At 42.2% G+C, this 21,594-nt stretch carries 21 protein-coding genes; 11 read left to right on the top strand and 10 right to left on the bottom strand.

Annotated elements, in window-relative coordinates:
* Positions 1–3 precede the first annotated feature (3 nt).
* The 4 genes from truB (at position 4) to CCS02_RS15640 (ending at position 4,341) form a co-directional block, all read left to right on the top strand.
* Positions 4–930, top strand: coding sequence for a tRNA pseudouridine(55) synthase TruB (truB, locus tag CCS02_RS15655; protein WP_100637065.1), 927 nt, complete (start codon positions 4–6; stop codon positions 928–930).
* 111 nt (positions 931–1,041) lie between these two features.
* On the top strand, positions 1,042–1,311 hold the full coding sequence (rpsO, locus tag CCS02_RS15650) for a 30S ribosomal protein S15 (protein WP_012068748.1): 270 nt from the start codon (positions 1,042–1,044) through the stop codon (positions 1,309–1,311).
* A 176-nt stretch (positions 1,312–1,487) separates the two neighbouring features.
* A complete protein-coding gene (gene pnp / locus CCS02_RS15645) occupies positions 1,488–3,596 on the top strand; it encodes a polyribonucleotide nucleotidyltransferase (RefSeq protein ID WP_072840341.1) in 2,109 nt (702 codons plus the stop codon).
* A 151-nt stretch (positions 3,597–3,747) separates the two neighbouring features.
* Positions 3,748–4,341 carry an LPP20 family lipoprotein gene (locus CCS02_RS15640; RefSeq protein ID WP_100186913.1) on the top strand — a complete coding sequence of 198 codons (594 nt, stop codon included), beginning with the start codon at positions 3,748–3,750 and terminating at the stop codon, positions 4,339–4,341.
* A gap of 56 nt (positions 4,342–4,397) precedes the next feature.
* Here CCS02_RS15640 and CCS02_RS15635 read toward each other — a convergent pair whose 3' ends face one another.
* Positions 4,398–4,808: an acyl-CoA thioesterase gene (locus CCS02_RS15635; protein ID WP_100637064.1), complete on the bottom strand. Its 411-nt coding sequence runs from the start codon at positions 4,806–4,808 to the stop codon at positions 4,398–4,400.
* Here CCS02_RS15635 and CCS02_RS15630 point away from each other — a divergent pair.
* A complete protein-coding gene (locus CCS02_RS15630) occupies positions 4,807–5,838 on the top strand; it encodes a DUF3080 family protein (RefSeq protein WP_232728891.1) in 1,032 nt (343 codons plus the stop codon). The genes CCS02_RS15635 and CCS02_RS15630 overlap by 2 nt on opposite strands.
* A gap of 10 nt (positions 5,839–5,848) precedes the next feature.
* Here CCS02_RS15630 and CCS02_RS15625 read toward each other — a convergent pair whose 3' ends face one another.
* Positions 5,849–6,172 (bottom strand): hypothetical protein, encoded by a 324-nt coding sequence (locus tag CCS02_RS15625; RefSeq protein ID WP_072840304.1) that lies wholly within the window; start codon positions 6,170–6,172, stop codon positions 5,849–5,851.
* Positions 6,173–6,490: 318 nt separating this feature from the next.
* Between CCS02_RS15625 and CCS02_RS15620 the strand changes: the two genes are divergently transcribed.
* The 4 genes from CCS02_RS15620 (at position 6,491) to CCS02_RS15605 (ending at position 10,792) form a co-directional block, all read left to right on the top strand.
* Positions 6,491–7,555 carry a GGDEF domain-containing protein gene (locus CCS02_RS15620; RefSeq protein ID WP_072840305.1) on the top strand — a complete coding sequence of 355 codons (1,065 nt, stop codon included), beginning with the start codon at positions 6,491–6,493 and terminating at the stop codon, positions 7,553–7,555.
* A 103-nt stretch (positions 7,556–7,658) separates the two neighbouring features.
* Positions 7,659–8,633: a glucokinase gene (glk, locus tag CCS02_RS15615; RefSeq protein WP_072840306.1), complete on the top strand. Its 975-nt coding sequence runs from the start codon at positions 7,659–7,661 to the stop codon at positions 8,631–8,633.
* Positions 8,634–8,652: 19 nt separating this feature from the next.
* Positions 8,653–10,128: a glucose-6-phosphate dehydrogenase gene (zwf, locus tag CCS02_RS15610; protein WP_100637063.1), complete on the top strand. Its 1,476-nt coding sequence runs from the start codon at positions 8,653–8,655 to the stop codon at positions 10,126–10,128.
* Between the two features lie 37 nt (positions 10,129–10,165).
* The gene (locus CCS02_RS15605; protein ID WP_072840308.1) at positions 10,166–10,792 is read left to right on the top strand and encodes a bifunctional 4-hydroxy-2-oxoglutarate aldolase/2-dehydro-3-deoxy-phosphogluconate aldolase; all 627 of its coding nucleotides are present in this window, start codon (positions 10,166–10,168) and stop codon (positions 10,790–10,792) included.
* 87 nt (positions 10,793–10,879) lie between these two features.
* On the opposite strand, the gene CCS02_RS15600 is transcribed toward CCS02_RS15605, so the two are convergent.
* The 5 genes from CCS02_RS15600 to rpsU form a co-directional block, all read right to left on the bottom strand.
* Positions 10,880–12,286, bottom strand: a complete 1,407-nt coding sequence (locus tag CCS02_RS15600) for a PhoH family protein (protein ID WP_100186916.1) — start codon at positions 12,284–12,286, stop codon at positions 10,880–10,882.
* A 349-nt stretch (positions 12,287–12,635) separates the two neighbouring features.
* Entirely contained in the window at positions 12,636–14,474 is a 1,839-nt protein-coding gene (gene rpoD, locus CCS02_RS15595) for an RNA polymerase sigma factor RpoD (protein WP_100186917.1), read from the bottom strand.
* 115 nt (positions 14,475–14,589) lie between these two features.
* Positions 14,590–16,590 (bottom strand): DNA primase, encoded by a 2,001-nt coding sequence (gene dnaG, locus CCS02_RS15590; RefSeq protein ID WP_100186918.1) that lies wholly within the window; start codon positions 16,588–16,590, stop codon positions 14,590–14,592.
* 4 nt (positions 16,591–16,594) lie between these two features.
* Positions 16,595–17,041: a GatB/YqeY domain-containing protein gene (locus CCS02_RS15585; protein ID WP_100637062.1), complete on the bottom strand. Its 447-nt coding sequence runs from the start codon at positions 17,039–17,041 to the stop codon at positions 16,595–16,597.
* 170 nt (positions 17,042–17,211) lie between these two features.
* Positions 17,212–17,427: a 30S ribosomal protein S21 gene (gene rpsU / locus CCS02_RS15580; protein ID WP_009835737.1), complete on the bottom strand. Its 216-nt coding sequence runs from the start codon at positions 17,425–17,427 to the stop codon at positions 17,212–17,214.
* A gap of 435 nt (positions 17,428–17,862) precedes the next feature.
* Between rpsU and tsaD the strand changes: the two genes are divergently transcribed.
* Together tsaD and folB are read left to right on the top strand one after the other, a co-directional pair.
* Complete coding sequence (gene tsaD, locus CCS02_RS15575) at positions 17,863–18,900, top strand: tRNA (adenosine(37)-N6)-threonylcarbamoyltransferase complex transferase subunit TsaD (RefSeq protein WP_072840313.1); 1,038 nt, start codon at positions 17,863–17,865, stop codon at positions 18,898–18,900.
* A 1-nt stretch (position 18,901) separates the two neighbouring features.
* Positions 18,902–19,267, top strand: coding sequence for a dihydroneopterin aldolase (gene folB, locus CCS02_RS15570; RefSeq protein WP_072840314.1), 366 nt, complete (start codon positions 18,902–18,904; stop codon positions 19,265–19,267).
* A 70-nt stretch (positions 19,268–19,337) separates the two neighbouring features.
* Here folB and CCS02_RS15565 read toward each other — a convergent pair whose 3' ends face one another.
* Genes CCS02_RS15565 through CCS02_RS15555 form a run of 3 tightly spaced genes read right to left on the bottom strand, consistent with a single transcriptional unit; the run spans position 19,338 to position 21,586 of the window.
* Positions 19,338–20,435, bottom strand: coding sequence for a tRNA nucleotidyltransferase (locus CCS02_RS15565; protein WP_100637061.1), 1,098 nt, complete (start codon positions 20,433–20,435; stop codon positions 19,338–19,340).
* 6 nt (positions 20,436–20,441) lie between these two features.
* On the bottom strand, positions 20,442–20,762 hold the full coding sequence (gene glpE / locus CCS02_RS15560; protein ID WP_072840316.1) for a thiosulfate sulfurtransferase GlpE: 321 nt from the start codon (positions 20,760–20,762) through the stop codon (positions 20,442–20,444).
* Positions 20,759–21,586: a symmetrical bis(5'-nucleosyl)-tetraphosphatase gene (locus CCS02_RS15555; protein WP_100637060.1), complete on the bottom strand. Its 828-nt coding sequence runs from the start codon at positions 21,584–21,586 to the stop codon at positions 20,759–20,761. Before CCS02_RS15555 ends, glpE begins: the two co-directional genes overlap by 4 nt.
* Between the last annotated feature and the right edge of the window lie 8 nt (positions 21,587–21,594).

The raw sequence follows: 21,594 nt of genomic DNA, 5'->3' as shown, positions 1-21,594 counted from the left end.
CGTATGGTTAAAGCAAAATGGCGTTCAGTGGACGGTATCGTTCTACTGAACAAGCCGATAGGTTTAAGTTCGAACCAAGCGCTGCAGCGTGTCCGCCGTCTTTATCAGGCAGCAAAAGCTGGACATACTGGGGCGCTTGACCCTTTGGCAACAGGAATGTTGCCATTGTGTCTCGGAGAAGCGACGAAATTTTCTCAATATTTATTGGATGCAAATAAGCGTTATCTAACCTGCATACAGTTGGGAAAAAGAACCACAACCGGTGATCGTGAAGGTGAGGTATTAACTGAGGAGTTGATTCCTACTCTTACTGATGAATCTCTTGAAGAAATTCTAGACGGATTTCGTGGTGAAATTGAGCAAATACCTCCCATGTATTCTGCTTTAAAGCACGAAGGTAGGCCTTTGTATGAGTATGCCCGTCAAGGCATAGTTATAGAAAGGAAACGTCGTCGCGTTACTATTTCAAATCTAACTCTTGTTTCAAGAACCGAAGATACACTGACGCTTGATATTCAGTGTTCCAAAGGTACTTATATTCGAACCATTGGCGAGGATATTGGTGAAGCGTTAGGTTGTGGTGCGCATCTTCATTTTTTGCATCGTATTTCGACGGCGGGTTATTTGCCTGAAAATATGATGACGTTAGAGCAGTTTGAAGCGATAGCGGAGCAAGGATATGAGGCATTAGATTCTCATCTAATTTCGATGGATACCGCTGTAGAGCATTTCACTAGAGTGAATTTACCTGAGGCGGATACACTGGATATGCTGTTTGGTCGAACCATACCTAGTCCTGTTTCATTAGAACATGAAACTGTAGTGAGAATGTACGATCATGGATCACAGCGCTTCTTAGGCCTTGGGCAAATTAAAGAGACGTCTATTCGTCCTTATCGACTGGTAAATACCAGCGAGTTCTCTTTATAAATAGCAGTGAGTTCTGCTAAAAAGAGTGTTAAACTTGCTAGCTTAGGATGACTGAAAATATGCTCGGCTATCCTTTACTTTTAATAGCATATTAATTTGGAGATTAAGATTATGGCATTGTCTGCAGAATCAAAAGCAGCGTTGGTAAAAGAGTTTCAAGTAGCGGAAGGCGACACTGGTTCTCCTGAAGTTCAAGTAGCATTGTTGACTAAGAACATCGAAGGTCTTCAAGGTCACTTTAAAGCTCATATCCACGACCATCATTCTCGTCGCGGTCTAATCCGCATGGTAAACCAGCGTCGTAAGTTGTTGGATTACCTTAAGCGTAAAGATGCAGCTCGTTACACTAGTTTGATTAAAAAACTAGGTCTGCGTCGCTAAGACTGAGAAAGGGCCATAAGTTATTATGGCCCTTTTTTTATTGGTCTCCCAAGGGACAGCCTGTACTTCATATGCACTTTTCTTCTCCTGAATGAAGAAGCTGAAAGAGTTCATATGAGTACTGGCTTAAAAAGAGGTCTTTGGGAGAAGAAATTTTTTTAATAAAAGGAATACGTGTGAGTATTACTACAAAAACTTTTCAGTTCGGTAATGATACCGTAACGCTAGAAACAGGCCGCATTGCTCGCCAAGCAACAGGTGCTGTTCTTTGTACAATTGGTGATGCACAAGTACTTGCTACTGTTGTAGGCGCTAAATCAGCTAAGGCTGGCCAAGACTTTTTCCCATTGTCTGTTCATTATCAAGAGCGTGCTTACGCGGTTGGTAAAATTCCAGGTGGCTTCCTAAAACGTGAAGGCCGTCCTTCTGAAAAAGAAACACTGACTTCTCGTTTGATCGACCGTCCAATCCGTCCATTGTTCCCTAAAGGGTTTATGAACGAAGTTCAGGTTGTTTGTACTGTTATGTCTACTAACACTAACTTAGACGCTGATATTGCGGCTATGTTGGCAACGTCTGCTGCATTGACTATTTCTGGTATTCCATTCAATGGTCCTATCGGTGCAGCTCGTGTTGGTTTTAACGACGAGTCTGGTTATGTTCTTAACCCAAGCTATTCTGATCTAGATGGTTCTTTGCTAGACATGGTCGTAGCAGGTACGAAAGACGCAGTATTGATGGTTGAGTCTGAAGCGCAAGAGCTTACAGAAGACGAAATGCTAGGTGCTGTACTTTACGCTCATAAAGAAATGCAAGCGGCGATTTCTGCCATTACAGAATTCGCAGCTGAGTGTGCTAAGCCTCGTTGGGATTGGGTTGCAGATGCGGCAAACGTTTCTTTGACTGATGCACTTCAATCTGGTTACGCAGCTCAAATCGAAGAAGCGTACGGAATCAGCGAAAAAATGGCTCGTTACGCTCAACTAGGTGTTGTTCGTGATGCAGCTGTTGCTGCACTTGTTACTGCAGAAGGTGAGTTCTCAGAAGCTGACGTTACTGGTGCTTTCTCTAAACTTGAAAAACGTATTGTTCGTCGCCGTGTTATCGATGGCAAGCCTCGTATTGATGGTCGTGATAATAAAACAGTTCGTCCAATCAACGTTGAAGTTGGTCTACTAAGTAAAACTCATGGTTCTGCTTTGTTCACTCGTGGTGAAACTCAGGCGATTGCAACTTGTACGCTTGGTACGAGCCGCGATTCACAAATGACTGATGGTTTGACTGGCGAAAGTAAAGACAGCTTCATGCTTCATTACAACTTCCCTCCATACTCTGTAGGTGAGTGTGGTCGTATGGGTGGTGTTGGTCGTCGTGAAATTGGTCACGGTCGTCTAGCTCGTCGTGGTGTTCAGGCTGTATTACCTTCTGAAGATGAATTCCCTTACACAATCCGTATCGTATCTGAGATTACTGAATCCAACGGTTCAAGCTCTATGGCATCTGTGTGTGGCGCGTCTTTGTCTATGATGGACGCTGGTGTTCCTCTTAAGGCACCTGTTGCAGGTATCGCAATGGGTCTTATCAAAGAAGACGATGGTTTTGCTGTATTGACTGATATCTTAGGTGACGAAGATCACCTTGGTGATATGGACTTTAAAGTAGCGGGTACTGCAGAAGGTATTACTGCGCTTCAAATGGACATCAAAATCGAAGGTATCAACGAAGAGATTATGGATATCGCCTTGAGCCAAGCGCTTGAAGCTCGTACTCATATCCTTCGAGAGATGGCGAAAGTAATTGGTTACGCTCGTCCAGAAGTTTCTCCTAACGCGCCTTCTATGGCGACGATCAAAATTGATCCAGAGAAAATTCGTGACGTTATCGGTAAAGGTGGTGCAACAATTCGTTCTATCACTGAGCAAACTGGCGCTTCTATCGATCTAGATGACGACGGTACTGTTCGTATTTACGCTGCTGATAAAGCATCTTCTGATGCAGCATTGCTGAAGATTCATGAAATCACTGCTGAAGCAGAAGTAGATAAACTTTACAAAGGTAAAGTAGTTCGTCTAGCTGAGTTTGGTGCTTTCGTAAACATCTTACCTGGTAAAGATGGTTTGGTTCACATCTCTCAAATCGCTGAAGAGCGTATTCGTGCGGTAACTGACTTCCTTTCTGAAGGTCAAGAAGTTATCGTTAAAGTACTAGATGTTGATGCTCGTGGTCGTATCAAGCTTTCTATGAAAGACGTAACTGAAGAAGAAAAAGCAGCTTACACTGAGTAATTTTTAGTGTAAATTGATGTAAAAGGGCGCTATTTATAGCGCCTTTTTTTGTTTTTAGTATCTTGAATAGTCTAGAATAGCAACATTGTATTTAGTGATATTTTGACACTGTATATCTCTAGTTATTTAGCCTCTTGGATAAAGGAAAAAGATGATGACCTTTAAAGTCGTGGGTTTATTGGCAGCTAGCCTTGTATTGGCCGCATGCAGTAAAGATGCTTTGAATACGCCCGTTGAGGCAATTCCTGATTGTGTGTTTGCTGATGGTTCTAATCAGGCTGCTCCTGCTTGGGTGTGTGGTGCTCCTGTTGAGGGTGTGGCTTTGTCTGCGGTTGGTTATAGCGAAAAATCTGCCGCTGGCCCTAACTATATGAAACAGATGGCTGCAACAGCGGCACGTGTTGAGTTGGCGCAAGTACTTAGCCTTGATCTGCAAAACATGGTCAAGCAGTATGTTGAAACAACAGGTGCTGGTGATGCAGAAACAGTTGATCGTGTGAATAGTGTAGTGACTAAGCAAGTTACTGAGCAGCAATTAATTGGATCTAAAGTTGTACGTCAGATGCCTACGCCTAGTGGTGGTTTGGTTGTTTTGGTTGGTTTAGATCCTGAGCAAGCTGGAAAAGTAGCACAAGATATTTTGCGTACTTCTATGAAAAATGAACAAGCTTTGTACCAAAAATTAGAATCTGAAAAAAGTTTTGATGAGTTGGCGGCAGAAATTGCCAAGCGTCACGCTCAGTAAAATACAGCGATGAGTAGTACACAACTTTATGTGCTGCTACTCATCATGCTCTCTTTCTAACGATTTGCTTCTTCATCAAAAATCGGAGTGGGCTTTTTGTTGCTGTCTACGGCCACAAAATTGAAATGTCCGGTTACTGCCTTTGTGCGTTTATCGCTATCCAATTGCTCTAAAAAAATTGATACTTCTACTTTTAGCGAGGTTCTGCCAACATGAACTACGCGAGCGATTAATTCAACTAAAATGCCTGAAGGTATCGGTTGTTTAAAGTCCACTTGTTCTGTTGAAATGGTTACCATGGTTTTTCTGGCAAAACGGGTGGCAGCAATATAGGCAACTTCGTCCATCCACTGTAGGGCGATACCACCGAATAAGGTATCGTAATGGTTTGTTGTTGCTGGAAACACCATCTTTGCAACGCGTGTTTCTGATATTTCTTCTCGTTTTTGGATGAGTAGCTTGTTCATGTTAATAAAACCTTTTCTTTCAATGATTCTGTTAGGCGGCATTATACTCGCTGGAGTAAGTGGTTGTGATACGCGTTTTAAAGCAGAAGACGTTTTATCTCAATATGTTGTGGATTTAAATCGTTCTCAGTTTTTGTCTGTTTCATCTCCAGCAATTGTAATGCCAGCTAGCTTGCCGTCATCACGTAATCGTCAACAAAGTTTGACTCACTTCGATATTGGTTTATTAGATTTCTTGTCTTTGCAGCGGTGTGATGTTGGTATTGTGGCGGGCAGAAAAAATAGCATTCTTGGTAAGGTTATGCCTGATAGTCAGCGATTTTTATACGAGCTAGACATCATTCGCGCTATAGAGTCGTGTGATATAAAGAATGAGTCTTTGTCTAAAGAATTGTATCAAATAGCCCAACAGAAGCGCCTTGAATTACCTATGGCATTCGGTAATGCTCTTTTTAATGGCGCAGAAAGCGAGGCGTTTTTTAGTTTATCTAATGGTTTTTTACCTCTCAACTATTCTACTGCAGAGCAACAGGGGCTATTGAATTCTTTAAATCGATTGCTTGCCATTGGTGAGAGTCTTGAGGATTTACCACTTGTTGATGCTAATGTTTTTGAGGGAGATTTGAAAATACTAATGGACAGTGAGTACGCTGGCCGACTGTTGTATTCGTTGGCACGTGTCACTAGTTATTTAGATCTTGTTGCGAATAAAGTGAAAGCATTAGATGGTAATATTTGCGGCGCTCCAATGGTTTATCTTAAGCAGCAGTTTGAGACGCATTATGTAAAAGTTGTTCAGCCTTATATGGGGCGAATAACTCGCGGAGCTTATCAGATACTGCCACTTTTGAATCGTTTGTTTGAGGTAAGTGAACCTTTAAGTCGTGATATGCAAACTTTTTCGTATCAATTTTCTCTGAATGAAGCGACTAGTGAATGGCAGCGTTACCAGCTTGTGTCTCAATATCATGCTAAGCAGTGGAGTGCTTTGTTTGCTAAGTGTTCAATATCTATTGGTGGCAAGTCTTAGCATAAAATAGTTAGATACGAGTGTTAATTTGTTGCTCTAAACTCTCAACGGCATCATATTGATACGCTGGGCCTTCTGCTAAAGGCTCGAAGCTTAATGCTTTTAGTAGGGCGATGTTTGCAATGGGGTTTTCTCCAATGCTGTGCGAAAATTGAATGGGTCGTGTAATTGCGTGAGGCTGATGAAAGTTTAATTCATCCTGGGTATCGATAACAGACGGCCCGGGTTGATTGAATAGACTCATTAATAAGGCAAAATGAGCATTGCCAGAAACCGGTTTGCCCGCTTTGCTGCTTTGGGTTACCTGTGTTTCAACAATTTCTCTTAAATTCATTTATGTGCCTATTAAATCATCTACGATAAAGCTATCGGCACAGAGCGATTTTTCTTAAAGAAAACAGGGAATTAATTAAAAATGCTTTTTCATCAGTGATAGGTGCGATGGAATGTTGCTATTTTGACTTTTATCGTTAGGTGAGTATTTTTAAATTGTGATTTTTTGTATATAAGGCTATCAATTTTTGTTCAATGTATAGCCCAAAGTGTTTAAGCATCGTACTATAATGCATTATAGATCAATTATATTTTTAGGGTCTTCTGCTTTTATTTAGAAAAGTGAGCCGCTTAACATCAGTGCGGTAGGGCATAGTGCATGCATGATATTAACGAACTGATCGACAATGTTAGACGTAATGAAGAGATTGCACGCAAATTCTTTGAGATAGAGCGTTGTATACTTTCGATTGGGCGTTGTGATCAGTTTGTTTCAACATTAACCAAGGAAGTGCAGAAGCAGTTTAGTGTGCCTTATGTTTGGGTTAATCTAATTAATGAAGCACCTTTGTCTCATCTAATAGAAAGCCTGGAGAAAATGCCTGATCTACGAGATAGGGTGCTTTTTACAAGACGTCGTTCTATGATTGATATCATCAAGTCCAGTAATAAAACCGTTTTAGTAAATACTAATTTAAGCCGATGCTGGGAAATCATTCCCTCTGTTTATCGCGATATTATTTCTTCTGTCGCTATTTCACCTTTGACTATTGATGGTGAGTTGGTTGGATTGTTTTGTCAGGCCGATTCAGACAGCTCTAGATATGATGCGACGACAAAAGATACTTTTTTACTTGATCAGCTAGCGATTAAAATCTCTATTTGTTTGAGTAATGTGACGGCAAGAGAAAAGCTAGAGTATTTGGCGACACGAGATCCATTAACAGGCTTATTAAACCGTCGACAGCTAGAGTTGATGCTAGATCGTGAGTTTGCTCGCTCTAAAATGCAGGAGCGTGATTTAACTGTTGTATTCATTGATTGTGATGCCTTTAAGTCCATTAATGATACGTTAGGCCATAATTGTGGTGATGAGGTATTGGAGTATATCGCTAAGCGTTTGCTAAAATACGTTCACAAGCAAGGTTTAGCATTTCGATTTGCAGGTGATGAATTTGTGTTTGTTATGCCTGGAAAAAGTTATGAGCAAGCCATTTTGGTGGCGGAATCTATCCAAGAATATCTACAATCTAATCCATTAAGGTATAAATCTAATCTTGTACCTATTACTATTAGTTACGGTGGTGCCAGTGTCATGTCTGATTCGCCTAGTAACTATAAGCATCTGTTGAAAGTGGCAGATGAGCGCCTCTATGACTATAAAAATAACCGTAAACGATTGGTGCCAACAAAGGTCTTTAAATTTTTAAATAGACTAAGATAGTTTTGTAATTTTATTACATTATGGTACTTATTTTTTCAAGATCGCGGTATTTTTCACCTCAATTTTGTTGTAAAATTTCAAAAAAATTAAATAGGGTTCGTTTATGTCCCATGCTTTAATCGCCGATCTTGGTGGAACTAATGCGCGTTTTGCTTTGGTTCCTATCCATCAATACGAGCCTCTAGAAGTTAGAGTGCTTCCTTGTGAAAATTACGATAATTTTTTTGATGCTGCAGCGGATTATATCGAAAACTGCAGTATTGGTATGGATAAAATAGACGCTATTGTTTTGGCGATTGCAGGTCCTGTTAATCAGCCAGTAATACAGTTTTCTAATAATCCGTGGAAGTTTACTCGTGATGAAGTTCAGTCCTATTTTGGTGATAATAAAGCCGTTGCCTTATTAAATGATTTTGATGCCGTTGGACATTGCTTGGAAATCCTTAAACCTGAAGATATGGTTGTCATTGGAGAAAGCTCTACGGTCGATCCAAAAGGTGCTTGTTGGGTAGTTGGAGCTGGCACTGGTTTGGGAATATCCTGCGTTGTTCCTCAAGATAATGGGCCTAATATTGTTTTGCCAGGAGAGGGTGGGCATGTTGATTTATCTGCCTGTAATGATGTTGAAGATGATATTTTAAAATTTCTTCGTACGCGCCATAAGCGAGTTTCAGCAGAGCGTGTTTTATCTGGCATGGGCCTCGAAAATATATACGAAGCACTGGCTCTGCGTGAAGGTGTTGAAAAGCGTTTAACCGCGCCTGAAATTGGCGAAGCGTTAAAGCTTGGTAATGATCCTATCGCAATCGCTACGTTGGAACAGTTCTTTGTATTTTTAGGTAGAGTTATCGGCGATCTAGTATTGTCCGTTGAGTCTCGCGGCGGTGTTTATATTGCCGGTGGTATTGTGCCTCGTTATTTAAAAGATATTCTTAAAAGTGGTTTCCGTGATGCGATGCAAGACAAAGGTCGTATGAAAGAATTTGTTTCCCCTATTCCGACTTTTGTTGTGATGTCTGAATACCCAGGGCTGATGGGCTGTGCATGTTACGCGTCCCATCTTGTGTCGAAAGCCTAGATTAGTTGGAGAATAAAGAATGAAGGCCAGTTTAAAAGCCTGTGATGTTGTAATTTTTGGTGGTGGTGGCGACCTTGCTATGCGTAAGCTGCTTCCAGCTTTGTTCCATTTGGATATGGATGGTTTGCTTGCTCCAACGACTCGCATTATCGGTGCTTCGAGACGTGAGGTAAGTACAGAAGAGTACCAAACTAAAATTCGAGCAGCGCTTGATGAGTTTGTGCCTTCAAGTATTGGCGATGAAAAAACATGGCCACGCTTTAAGGAGCGTCTGAGCTATGTTTCTGTTGACGCCCAGAAAGAGTCAGACTTCTCGCGACTAAATGATCACCAGGTTGGTGGCGATGATCGTGATGTTGTATTTTATCTTGCAACTTCTCCAGACCTATTTGGATCTATCTGTTCGTCATTAGCCGCTCATGGTTTAAATGCGCCTCGTATGCGTGTTGTTTTAGAAAAACCGCTTGGTCGAGATCTGGTTTCTTCTCGTGCTATTAACGATGAGGTGATGAAGAACTTTAACGAGCAGCAAGCTTTTCGTATTGATCACTATCTTGGTAAAGAAACAGTACAAAATCTGTTGGCGATTCGTTTTGGTAACACACTTTTCGAACCTTTATGGGACAGTGCGCACATTGATAACGTACAGATTACTGTGTCAGAAACGGTTGGAGTTGAAGGTCGTTGGGGTTATTACGATAAAGCCGGTGCGATGCGTGACATGGTGCAAAACCATTTGATCCAGCTGTTATGTTTGGTGGCGATGGAGCCTCCTGGCCGAATGGATGCTGATTCTGTTCGCGATGAAAAGATCAAAGTATTAAAAGCGCTACGCCCAATTGCTGGGGCAAATGCTTATACTAAAACCGTTCGTGGTCAATATGCGAAAGGCATGATTAAGGGTAAGGATGTTCAAGGTTACTTTGATGAAGAAGGTAGTAATCCTAATTCAAGAACTGAGACTTTTGTTGCTTTGCGAGCTGATATTGATAACTGGCGTTGGGCTGGCGTGCCGTTCTATCTAAGAACAGGTAAGCGTTTGGGGCAGCGTTATTCTGAAATCGTTATTCAGTATAAATCCGTACCACATAGTATTTTTAGTGATGAAAGCAATCGCCAGCTTCAGCGTAACCAGTTGATTATTCGTCTTCAGCCAGAAGAGAAAATCTCCTTAACTGTAATGAATAAGGTTCCAGGTGTGAGCGAAGGCATGATTCTTCAGCCCGTTGATTTGAACTTGAGTCTGACTGAAGCGTTTAACGATAAGCGTAGCCCGGAAGCTTATGAGCGATTATTGCTTGATGTGATGCGCAACGATGCAACTTTGTTTATGCGCTACGATGAAGTAGAAGCGGCTTGGAAATGGGTGGATGGAATCATGTCCGCTTGGAATCAAACTAGTGAGCGTCCAAAAGAATACGCTTCTGGTTCATGGGGTCCTGCAGCGTCTATGGCGTTGCCAATTAAAGACGGCCGTAACTGGCACGACTACTAGCCCTTAAACAAAGAAGTCTTCAAAAAGGAAAGTAATAATGACCATCTCTTATACTGCCGAACAAGTGATGACAGCAACGCCTGTTGTTCCTGTTATTGTTGTTGATGATGTCGCTCAAGCGGTTGCACTTGGTAAAGCACTTGTTGCTGGTGGAGTACCTGTTTTAGAGGTTACTTTGCGTACTCCGGCTGCCTTGGAAGCGATTACTGCGCTTCGCAAGGAAGTGCCTGATGCTATTGTTGGCGCGGGGACTGTGTGTTCGCGTGCACAATATATTCAAGCGATTGAAGCTGGTTCACAATTTATTATCAGTCCAGGAATGACGGCGGATTTATTAGCTGTCGGTAAAGAGTACGATGTACCTTATCTGCCTGCGGTCGCGACTATTTCTGATATTTTGTTGGGGATGGAATACGGTTATGACCGTTTTAAATTCTTCCCAGCAGAAGTGAATGGCGGTGTGAAAGCGCTGAAGGCATTTGGTGGTCCGTTGCCACAAATTAAATTCTGTCCAACTGGCGGTATTGGTGCTGATAACTTCCGTGAGTATTTAGCATTGCCTAACGTGCTTTGTGTTGGCGGTTCTTGGATTGTTCCAACGGATTTGGTGCGTGCTGGTAAATGGGATGAAATTACTGAATTGGCGAAATCTGTCGCTCGCTAATAAGAAGTAAATAACAGATTTATAAAGTTAAAAAAGAGGAAGAGCGTGTGCTCTTCCTCTTTTTTTGTTTTTCAGTATTGGCTATTGTTATAGGTTTTCTTCGGCAAATTCAGCGAGTCGGCTTCGTTCTATGCCATTGACGTGCATGATACTGGCGTATTTAAAGGACTTAGTTTTTTCGACTAGGTAGGTTAAACCTGATGTTAGTGGAGTTATGTACTTGTTATCGATTTGTGCCAAGTTACCAAGTACGATAATTTTTGAATTACTGCCTACTCGCGTCACGATGGATTTGAGTTGAAACTGAGTTAATCCTTGAGCCTCATCAATAATAATTAGAGCATTGTTAAATGATCGGCCGCGCATGAAGTTCAAAGACTTGAACTGAATATTGGCTTTTTGTTTAACGTATTCGATGCTGCTAAAAGAGTGTTCGTCGGCGCCGTGCAAGATCTCTAGGTTATCATCAAATGCAGCTAACCAAGGTGCCATTTTTTCTTCTTCCGTACCTGGTAGAAAGCCAATGTCTTCTGCCATTGGTGGTGTTGATCTTGCTACGATAATTTTATTAAAGCGCTTTTCCTCCATAGTAACTTGTAATCCATAAGCTAAGGCTAATAGTGTCTTGCCTGAGCCTGCTGGGCCAGTCATTACCATTAAGTCTGAGTTGTCATGGCGTAATAGGTAAAACGCCATAGCTTGCTCTAGATTGCGTGGCAATATGCCCCAGAAGTTTTGGTTCATCAGATGCTGTTTGTTTATATCGAGCAAATAAACGTGTTCTTGATCGAGATTGACAACAAATCCAATGAAGTCTTCATCATCAATCACAAACATATTGAAATAGATGTTGGGTAAGTGGTTCTTGCTAATAACGTGAACTGTGTGGCGGCCATGAGCTTCTGTTTTTACGCTTTCTATAGTGGACCAAAAGCTCCCGCTGAATTGTATATAGCCTTTGCTCATTAAGTCTAGATCATCAAGAACCTTGTCTTTTCTGTAGTCTTCTACGCGCTCTAGCCCTGAGCCTTTTGCCTTGATGCGCATGTTGATATCTTTGGTTACCAGACACACTGCAGATCGTGGGTGGGTTGCTTGTAAGCTTAGGCCTACATTAATGATGCGGTTGTCGTTGGCATGGTCGTGGTTGCCATTTAAAAAGGGAATATTATCAGTGAGGGTGATTTGTTGATCTGGATAAATAGCTAAGGAGCCTTCGCTGCGTTTGTTTTGGTCTTTGTCCACATCGTTACTGACAACTCGGATTGGCACGCCTGCTTGTAATTCACGAGGTGATGCATCACCGACTATTTTATCAATAGTATTAATGGCCACACGCGCTTCACGGCTAACGTCTTTATCTCTTCTGTCTTTAATGACATCCAATTCTTCAAGGACGGTCATAGGAATAACGACCTTATGTTCGGCAAACGCATAAATCGCCAAGGGATCGTGCAATAGCACATTGGTATCAAGAACGTAGATTTTTTCCATAGAGTATTACTCCTGCAATGAACATGAAGTTTTCTTTTGAAGAGCGCATAAACGAACAAAACAAATGGTACTTAGTGTCTTTGTGGAGAGCTGATATTTTTGCGGGGGTGGAGCGTAATGTCGTAGGAAGTGGCTGGCTGAATGTTAAATCCGCCAAGGGTGGGTAGAAAATTGAGCTGTTTTGGTTATGGTTTTGTAGCAAGCTAAACCTCACTGTCTTTATCCATACTCTAATCAGAGTGTATGACAGTTTTGTTGCTTATGCTTGTTCTAGTGGGATTTTTTAACATTTTTTAGTTATAAAAAAACCGCTGTTTATGGCAGCGGTCTTTTTTTGTGTCGACTAGTCTCAATCGTCTAAGAAGCTTCTTAGATGTTCTGAGCGACTAGGATGACGTAGTTTGCGTAGTGCTTTAGCTTCGATTTGACGAATACGCTCACGAGTGACGTCGAATTGTTTACCGACCTCTTCAAGAGTGTGATCCGTATTCATATCGATACCAAAGCGCATGCGTAGAACTTTGGCTTCACGAGCTGTTAGGCCTGCAAGCACCATAGTTGTTGACTCACGTAAACCTTCGATAGTCGCTATATCAATAGGAGATTCAGCGCCATCGTCTTCAATGAAGTCACCTAGATGGGAATCTTCATCATCACCGATTGGCGTTTCCATAGAGATAGGTTCTTTTGCTATCTTCAGTACTTTGCGAATCTTGTCTTCAGGCATGTCCATGCGAGCGGCCAATTCTTCTGGCGTTGCTTCGCGTCCCATTTCTTGGAGCATCTGACGAGAGATACGATTTAGTTTGTTAATCGTTTCAATCATGTGCACTGGAATACGGATGGTGCGAGCCTGATCGGCAATCGAGCGAGTGATCGCCTGACGAATCCACCACGTGGCGTAAGTAGAGAACTTATAACCACGACGATATTCAAACTTATCAACCGCTTTCATTAGGCCAATGTTACCTTCTTGGATAAGATCCAGGAATTGTAAGCCACGGTTAGTGTATTTTTTCGCAATAGAGATAACCAGACGCAAGTTAGCTTCAACCATTTCTTTCTTCGCGCGGCGAGCTCGAGTTTCCCCGATAGAAATGCGGCGGTTGATTTCTTTTAGTTCAGCAATGGTCAGGCCAGTCTCTTTTGAAACCGCACGAAGTTTGCGTTGGCTACGCATAAATTCCGCTTCGTTTTCTTCAAGCGTTGCTGCGTAATCAGCACCAGAAGCAATCTGCTCTTTAAGCCAATCAGGGTTAGTTTCATTGCTTGGGAAGCGCTTTAGAAACTCAGTTCTTGGCATGCCTGATTTACGTACGCACACTTGCATGATAAGACGCTCTTGATCACGTACTTTTTCCATACGTGAACGGACACGATCAACTAAATCATCAAACAGTTTAGGAACAAGCTTGATAGGTGCGAAACTAATGCTCAACTCTTCTTGCTTGCTTTGAACTGCTGGATCTTGTCTGTTGCTGTTTTCTAGCAAGACTTTTAGTTCGTTATAGATGCGTGAAATATCATTGAAACGTAACGCTGTTTCTTCAGGATCAGGGCCGTTATCTGTTTCTTCTTCAGCTGTGTCTGAATCATCATCATCATCGTCACTGTCTACAGTGTCTTCTTCGATGACTGGTTCTTCGGTAACTACATCTTCAAAAACAGGTTCTTCGCCATCACCATCGATGAAACCGCTAAATATATCGCTTAAACGACCTTCTTCTTCCTGCACTTTCGCGTAAGCGTCAAGTAGTACATCTACTGCGCCAGGGAAGTATGAAATGGCCGCCATGACTTCGCGGGTACCTTCTTCGATACGCTTTGCAATGGCGATTTCGCCTGCACGAGTCAATAGCTCAACCGTACCCATTTCGCGCATATACATACGCACAGGATCGGTTGTTCTGGTGATATCACCTTCTACCGCAGCTAAGGCAGCAGCAGCTTCTTCAGCTGCAGCTTCATCTGTAGCATCGCCTTCTTCCATAAGAAGGCTATCTTTATCTGGAGCAACTTCAGAAACCGTAATGCCCATGTCGTTGATCATGGCAATGATTTCTTCTACTTGCTCCGGGTCTGAAAGGTCATCAGGGAGGTGGTCGTTAACTTCAGCAAAAGTTAGGTAACCTTGTTCTTTACCCTTGGAGATCAGCTCTTTGAGACGTGACTGTTGAGTGTCTGGCATTCGACAACCTATCGTTAGAAATTCATTTGGGAGTTTAGCAAGCCGCGGATTATAACAAAATCAATCACTTTTATCCACCGAATACTATCTTTTTTGAATGAAAATTAAACTGGGTTTAATTTTTTTTCTGTCTAATTAAATCCATTAAATTCCGTAGTTCTTGCTTGCTGCTACTATCCTTTATGGATTCATTCCCCTTACTTTTCAACCGTGCGATGCTGCTATTTAATCCAAGATTTTTTTCTAGTGCTAAAACCATATCGAGCACTTCTTGCTGTGCATTAGTGATTTTTTGCTTAGTTGTGGCGTCTTGGTGGTTTAATAGTGCGTAAATAGACGAAAATGTGGTTTTATCTGTTAATTCGCCCAGTAAGTGTCCGGTGTTTTTGTGGGGGTGTTTTGCGAAATATCTCCATATTTTGCAGAAGATTTGTAGTTCGTCATTCGCTTGATTCACTAATGGATCGGGTAAATCGATTTCTTTCGCTATGTGCGGGTGAAGTAAAAGACACAGTGATGCTTGCTTTATTCGGCTGAGGCTTGGTGCTGCCGGTGGTAAAGCTGGTTCGTCGTTGTAAAACTTACCCTTAGAAAAAGGTTTTTTGCTAAAAGGCTTTTTGAACGAGCCTTGTGTTTTGGGTTGAGTCAACGGAGTGCTGTAATCACTATGATGGAAATCATCATAATCGCCATGGGATGACTCGTAATCGTAGTGGCTTAGGTCTGGTGTGTCGCCATCATAATGTTGGATTTGCTGTGTATGGCTTTGAGGTGTTGGCTCATGACCTTCTGTCGGCGTATGTTGGCGGCGAGTTTTAAAAACAGTATTGCCTAATGTCTCGCTATCGATGCCTGACTGATCGCTTAGTTGGCGAATCAAAACCGAGCGAAAGGTTAGCTCTTTGGGTATTTGCTTAATCATCTCCATGGCGTTGCGAGCAAATTGGGCCTCACCTTCTTCATCACCAAGAGTTACCTGATTTCGGGCGTGATCAAACAAGACATGCGACAAAGATGACGCGTCTTCTAAACGATGGTTAAAGGCTTCTTTGCCTTCTTTTCTGACAAGAGAGTCTGGGTCTTCTCCTTCTGGTAAGAATAAAAAACGCACCTGTTTTTCGTCTTGCATGACGGGAAGGGAGGCTTCTAAGCCGCGTATTGCGGCTGCGCGGCCAGCTTTGTCGCCATCAAAGCAGAGTACAACTTTGCTGACCAGTTTAAATAATTTGCGTATATGTTGGCTGTTTACTGAAGTGCCCAGTGTAGCGACTGCATTGGTAATGCCATGTTGCGCTAGCACTATGACGTCCATGTAGCCTTCGACCACAATGATTTGATCGAGTATTGGGGTGTTTTGCTTTGCTTCAAATAAGCCATAGAGTTCTTGGCTTTTTTGAAAGACTGGTGTTTCTGGAGAGTTTAGATATTTGGGTTTTTCGTCCCCAAATGCACGTCCGCCAAAGGCAATAACTCGACCTCGTGAATCACGTATAGGAAAAATAATGCGATCGCGAAAGCGGTCGTAATAGTGGCCAGGCTGATCTTTTTTCTCAATTAACATGCCGCCAAGTAGTAGCTGTTCTTGGCTTTCTGCCCGGGTGCCGATTTTTTTGAGAAGATTGTCCCACCCTGACGGTGCGTAGCCCAGACCAAATACTTTGGCGATTTGACCGGATAATCCACGATCTTTGGATAAATAGTCTGTGGCTTTTTTCTTGTCAGGATGTTGGGTTAATTGTTGCTGATAAAATTGCGAGCTTTCAGATAAACGTTTTAGTAGCTCTGCATTTTGCTCGTATCTATCTGGTGCACCTTGTTCTCTGGGAACTTCCATGCCTGCGTCTTTGGCGAGTGTTTCAATTGCATCGACAAAGTCTACATGGTCATGTTCCATAACAAATGAAATGGCATTGCCACCAGCACCGCAACCGAAGCAGTAATAAAATTGCTTGTTTGGATTTAAGCTAAAAGAGGGGCTTTTTTCATTATGAAAAGGACAAAGAGCACTGTAATTTTGCCCAGTTTTTTTTAGGCTAATGCGAGACGCAACCACATCGGTTAGGTCGGTTCGAGCCAATAGCTCGTCAATAAATTGATCAGGAATGCGCCCCGCCATTATATTAGCCTAGTTGTGCTTTAACTTGTTTACTGATTTGTGCCATATCAGCACGGCCTTGTACCTGTGGTTTTACAATGGCCATAACGGCGCCCATTTGCTGCATGGAAGTTGCACCAGTTTCTGCAATTGCTGCTTTGACAATCTCACCGACTTCATCGTCAGTCAATGGTGTTGGCAAAAATTCGCTAATAATTAACATCTCTTCTTGTTCGATTGCTGCTAGATCTTCACGGCCGCCATCGATGAATTGTTGGTTGGAATCTTTGCGTTGTTTGTTCATTTTATCTAGAACGGCCAATACGCGAGCGTCATCTAGTTCAATTCGTTCGTCTACTTCGATTTTTTTGCATTCGGATAGGATGGTGCGAATGACGGTAACACGCTGTTTTTCTTTAGCGCGCATCGCGGTTTTTAGGGTTTCGGAGATGAACTTTTTTAATTCTGACATGGAATCCTCTTTTAATTCATGGAGCTTTAATTCATTGACGCCGTACTGGGGTCTCTTTGGAAGCAAAAAAAACGGCTAGTTGGTTAACTAGCCGTTTTTTATAAGCCTAAATGTTAGAAACGTCTAGGCAAACATTTGTTTTTTAGCAAATTGCCAAACGGCAGATTGGCCTAGTACAAACGTTGGAATTTCTTCTGCTCACGAGAAACTTTCTTAGCGTGACGTTTAACAGCGGCTGCTGCAGCACGTTTGCGAAGAGTAGTTGGTTTTTCGTAGCATTCACGACGACGAACTTCAGCCAAAACGCCTGCTTTTTCACAAGAGCGTTTGAAGCGACGTAGAGCGATGTCAAATGGTTCGTTATCTTTTACTTTTACTGCTGGCATGTAATTACCTTTAATAATATTTTTCTAAAGTTTAAGCATTCACAAAAACGGCGTGAATCATACCCGTATTTAATGGGCTTTCAAAGCGCGCTTTTGTTGAACAGAGTGTGATCCAGTACGGATCGATTTTTCTAGGCTAAAAAAGCCCAACCCTGAACAGACTATATGTCGCGTCTGTAACTGTATTCATTCTTTAAGAGGGTGTTTGGATCGCCATTTAACTTATATAAGAAGCGCTTACTTCAGAAGCTATGTGCCAAACTAGAAAAATCACCTGCCTTTTAATTTAAACATTTAAAACGCGCGCATTATAATGCTTTTGCCTTGCCATGTCTAATTTCATTTGAGCTGTCTTTCAAGTAAGTGGCTCTTTCCTCTGCAACGGTGGAGATAGATAGGGTACAATGCGCTCAAATTATTGATGAGATTATTCTGATGAAAGTATTGGGATTAGAAACCTCTTGTGATGAGACGGGTATCGCGATTTACGATACTGAAAATGGTCTTTTGGCTCACAAAATTTATTCTCAAATTGCGCAGCATGCCGAATACGGCGGTGTAGTTCCAGAGTTGGCTTCTCGTGATCATGTTCGTAAAACCTTGCCGCTTATTGATGAAGTGTTACAAGAAGCGGGCATGAAAAAGTCGGAATTGGATGCGATTGCTTATACAAGCGGCCCAGGCTTGGTTGGTGCCTTAATGGCTGGCGCCACGATTGGGCGTTCTCTGGCTTATGCTTTGGGAATTCCTGCATTAGGTGTGCATCATATGGAAGGTCATCTTTTAGCACCAATGCTAGAAGAATCTCAACCAGAAATGCCTTTTATTGCTTTGCTGGTTTCTGGTGGTCACACGCAGTTGGTTCGTGTAGATGGCATTGGTGAATATCGTCTTCTAGGTCAATCCCTTGATGACGCCGCCGGTGAAGCATTTGATAAAGCTGCAAAGATGATTGGCTTACCCTATCCTGGTGGACCGCAAATTGCTGCGTTAGCAAAACAAGGTAATTCTAAGTCTGGATTGAAATTTCCTCGTCCTATGACAGATCGCCCGGGGTTAGATTTTAGTTTTAGTGGCCTGAAAACAGCGTTTTTGACGGCAGTCCATGATGCACTAGACCATGATCGTTGTGATGAGCAGTTTAAAGCTGACGCGGCATTGGCGTTTGAAACCGCAGTAGTGGATACCTTAGTTATTAAGTGTCGTCGTGCCTTGGAGGCTGAAGGCTTAAAACAACTTATTATCGCTGGCGGCGTGAGTGCTAATCAGCGTTTACGTGAACAGCTTGAAAGTCAGTTGAAAAAAATCAGAGCTAACGTGTTTTATGCTCGACCAGAATTTTGTACTGATAATGGTGCCATGATTGCTTATGCTGGTGCTCAGCGTTTGGTTAATGGTCAATCTTCTGAATTAAGCTTGTCGATACGTGCTCGTTGGCCCTTGTCTGAATTGCCACCTTTGAAGGAATCTTAATATGAAAGACTTAGTATTTATTGAAGGTCTAAAAACTCAAGCTGTGATTGGTGTATATGAGTGGGAAAAAAAGATTCAGCAAGATTTAGTGTTTGATTTGGAAATGGAGCATGATAATCGTGTTCCAGCCGAGACGGACGATCTAGCTAAGACGCTAGATTACGAAGCTATCTCTAATTATATTTTGGCATTTTGTACCGAGCGTCAGTTTGAATTAATCGAAACGTTAGCGGAGCATTTGGTGGGAGAATTGATCGGAAAATTTAAGCTGAACGCTGTCACGTTAACTTTGCGTAAGCCTGGCGCTGTTCCGTCTGCTCAAGCCGTTGGCGTGAAAATTCACAGAAAATCTGCTGTGACTTATTGAGAAAGTGTTGTTATTTATTAAGACATAAGTGACAGCGTTTTGCTTGTTATAGTTTGATAGCTATTACAAGTTAGCTAATCAGTGGTGAAAGTGTTTTGTCGAGAGCCTCAGCACGTACTTTTTTAAGCGCTTGACCCAATTCTGCACCACTAAAGCCTTGTTTGATTAAAGATGCGGCATTGATCACTGCAATAGTATCCCGTAGCTTCTGCCAGTCCTCAACTTTGCTATTGGTTAAGCGACTTAGAATCTCAATCAGTAAGATAAATGGTTGAGGTTTTTTTATGGCATTGACGGAAATCAACCAGTTTTCCCACGTAGTGGAGTCCATTGGAATGTGTTGGTTCTCTAGGAATGAGCGAGTTTGCTCGGCGAGAATCTTGAACTGATTTGGGCTACGAATACGCTGATGAAGTTGAGTGAGTTCTGCAAGCGGAGTGTTTTTGCAGAGAATGGCCCAGCGCTGAGCAGGTGTTAGCCCAACTTGGTTCAATATATCAGTAAGCGTTTGGTTGTCTTCCAAAATAAATTCTGGAAATAGTTTGTCTAGCGCGTTAGCGTCTTTTAATACTGAAAAGAAAACATTGGCATGGCACGTGTTAAGGGCTTTTTCTAGCTCTTTCCAAATGCGTTCTGCGCTCAGTGTGGATAGTTCTCCTGATGCGCTAATCTCTTGCATCAAAGACATGGTTTCAGGTGCGATAGTAAAGCCAAAATGATGAAAGCGAGCGGCAAAACGAGCAACTCGCAATACACGTAGCGGATCTTCTATAAAGGCATCAGAGACATGACGAAATACTCGGTTGAGCAAATCTTGTTGACCATTATATGGATCGATCAAAGTACCGTTTTCATCTTGTGCAATGGCGTTTATGGTTAGATCGCGGCGTTCTAAGTCTTCTTCTAAAGTGATGTCTGGTGAAAAGTCACAGATAAACCCAGTGTAGCCTTCACCTTGCTTTTTTTCTTTGCGGGCAAGGGCGTGTTCTTCTTTGCTTTTGGGGTGAAGGAAAACAGGGAATTGTTTACCGACTTGTTGAAACCCTTTTTTTTCAAGTTGTTCAGGTGTAGCGCCTGTGACGACCCAGTCATGGTCGATAACTGGGAGTTCAAGTAAAGCATCTCTAACGGCGCCGCCTACTAGATAAACTTGATAAGGGATTGTCATATTTACCTAGTTACCTGTCTCGCATTGTTCTGGGAACATTGCGCTCCATTGACTAAAGCCGCCATTCAAAGAGTAAACCTCTTTAAATCCTTGTGATGCAAGGTATTCAGCAGCACCTTTGCTGCTGTTGCCGTGGTAGCAGCAAACAATGACAGGCTGGCTTTTCTCTGTGCTATCAATAAAATTTTGTACATTGTCATTGGTAAGGCTAATCGCGTTTGTCATGTGGCTGTTTTGAAAACTAACCAAATCGCGAATATCTACAATAGCCGCATTATTTTCAATGATTGGGAGAGCGTCTGATATATCGATACAAGTGTAAGTCATGAGTTCTTCCGATTAATTGTGCAAGGTGTACTGAAGCGTTGTTTATCCTCGAGGCGTAAAGCTGTTAGGCTTCCGCCCCAGACACAACCTGTGTCTAGCGCATGAATGCGTTCTTTTTGGGTTTTACCTTCTAAAGCGGCCCAGTGTCCAAAAACAATATGGCAATTTTCAGGTACTTTTGCTGGGTAATTGAACCAAGGTGCGTAACCTTTGGTTGCTGTGTTTATACCTTCTTTAGACTCTAGATCGAGCTTACTGTTCTCATCACAAAACCGCATTCGAGTTAAATAGTTAGTAATAACTCGAAGTCGATCTAGGCCTGTTAATTTCTCGCTCCATTGATCTGGCTTATTACCATACATGGTGGCAAAAAATTCATCAACACTGTCAGATTTCAGTTTGCATTCTACTTCTTGAGCAAGTGCTTGTGTTTGTTTTAAGTCCCAGCAAGGTGGAATACCTGCATGAGTCATGACGGTATTGAGTTGCTCATCATAGTGAAATAGAGGTTGATGGCGTAACCAATCCATTAGGTCGTCACGGTCACCAGCCGTGAGTATTTCTGTTAGTGTGTCGCCACGCTTTAACTTGCCATAACCATGAGAGACTGCGAGTAAATGTAGATCATGATTACCTAAAACAACAGTCGCATTGCTACCTAGTGATTTGATGAAACGTAGTGTTTCTAGAGACTCTTCTCCACGGTTGATTAGGTCGCCTGCAAACCAGAGCTTATCTTGTTCTGGATGATAATTTATTTGCTCTAAAAGCTGTACGAGAGGCGTGAGACAGCCTTGTAAATCACCAATAACATAGGTTGCCATAATTAGCC

Source organism: Marinomonas sp. ef1, from assembly GCF_002806845.1.
GTDB classification, from domain to species: Bacteria; Pseudomonadota; Gammaproteobacteria; order Pseudomonadales; family Marinomonadaceae; genus Marinomonas; species Marinomonas polaris.
Note: the sequence above shows the minus strand (reverse complement) of the source record. Positions and strands in the feature narration are given on the sequence as shown.